Origin of the sequence: Geobacillus sp. ZGt-1 (assembly GCF_001026865.1) — a bacterium.
GTDB lineage: Bacteria > Bacillota > Bacilli > Bacillales > Anoxybacillaceae > Geobacillus > Geobacillus thermoleovorans.
Window position 1 is genome coordinate 1 of the sequence record NZ_LDPD01000177.1, and the last position, 1,092, is coordinate 1,092.

General features: G+C 30.6%; 3 protein-coding genes. All 3 read left to right on the forward strand.

Features of this window, described 5'->3' with window-relative positions; all coding sequences use genetic code 11:
• On the forward strand, positions 1 to 195 hold a 195-nt coding region (locus VU18_RS20935; protein ID WP_236687448.1), incomplete at its 5' end, for a hypothetical protein.
• 3 nt (positions 196 to 198) lie between these two features.
• Positions 199 to 897 (forward strand): hypothetical protein, encoded by a 699-nt coding sequence (locus VU18_RS16420; protein WP_021321469.1) that lies wholly within the window; start codon positions 199 to 201, stop codon positions 895 to 897.
• A complete protein-coding gene (locus VU18_RS16425; protein ID WP_047758573.1) occupies positions 897 to 1,079 on the forward strand; it encodes a hypothetical protein in 183 nt (60 codons plus the stop codon). The genes VU18_RS16420 and VU18_RS16425 overlap by 1 nt, the downstream gene beginning before the upstream one ends.
• The last annotated feature ends 13 nt before the right edge of the window (positions 1,080 to 1,092 follow it).

A 1,092-nucleotide genomic window follows, 5' to 3' on the forward strand; every position in this document is an offset into this window, starting at 1 on the left:
TCAACTCATTCACTTCCCTATGTAGGTAGTTACATTGCAGATCCCAATAATATAACAGGTTTTAGATACGGAAAGCCTAATACCGATTTAGTTGATAGTAGTACCTATAAAGCAATAGGAGCTGTAACATATAGTAGTTCAAGCACAACTCCGATGTCATTTGTTGTTGATACTACTGAAGGAGTGGTGGATTAATTTATGGAAAAATCAAAACGAATAAAGTTAATACAAATTACACTTATTGTAGGATTATGTATTGTAGGATTAAGTTTTTCAAGTGTTTTTCATTATTCTTCAAATGTAAAAGCTGAAAAGGAATCTCTAAACCAAAACGCGTATCTTTATTTAAAACTAGAGCGCAAAAAAATAAAAGAGCAGGATGTAAAGCCTTTTATAAAAATTGATGGAAAATCTTTTACGAATAAAGAGTTTAACGAGTTTCAGGTAAGCAGAAATATTGTAGAATTAAATAACGGAAATTCATTATTAAGTGATGAACAAATAAAAGATGAGTTTATTCAAAATGCTGTGTTAGAAGTAGAAGCCGAAAAACAAAATATTGTTGTTGATGAAAGTGAAGCAGAAAAATTTACAAAACATATGCGTCAAATATTGAAACAATCTTCTGACGAATATGCAATACAGTTTCTTCAAGACTATCTTTCGGCGTTAGGTATCTCTGAAGACGAATACTGGGATCGATATGCTGTATTAGCATATAAAAAAGCTTTAAAAATCAGCAAACTGAAGCAACAGTTTTTTAATGAACAAAAAGCTAAAACCAAAGATGTTAATATTGATGAACTGCAAAAGGCTTGGGAAAAATATCAGCAGGATTTGGTGAAAAAAGCAAAAGTAGAATTTATTCAAGGCTCAATATCGGAAGAGAGGAAGTGATGAATATTAAGGATATTCATGAAACACAATCTATGGAGAAGCCCTATAATACAGAGAATGATGAAATCTTTTCTTCAATCGAGGATTTACAAAATATAGTATCTGGAGGGAAATTGAAAAGAAACAGCTTTAATTTTAAGACTTCTCCTAAATGGGTTAAATATCTAGGGTATTTTGGATGATGTATAAAATTTT

Excerpts from the sequence above, each read along its gene's own strand:
- VU18_RS16420 (WP_021321469.1), top strand. The coding sequence starts at position 199 with ATGGAAAAATCAAAACGAATAAAGTTAATACAAATTACACTTATTGTA.
- VU18_RS16425 (WP_047758573.1), top strand. The coding sequence starts at position 897 with ATGAATATTAAGGATATTCATGAAACACAATCTATGGAGAAGCCCTAT.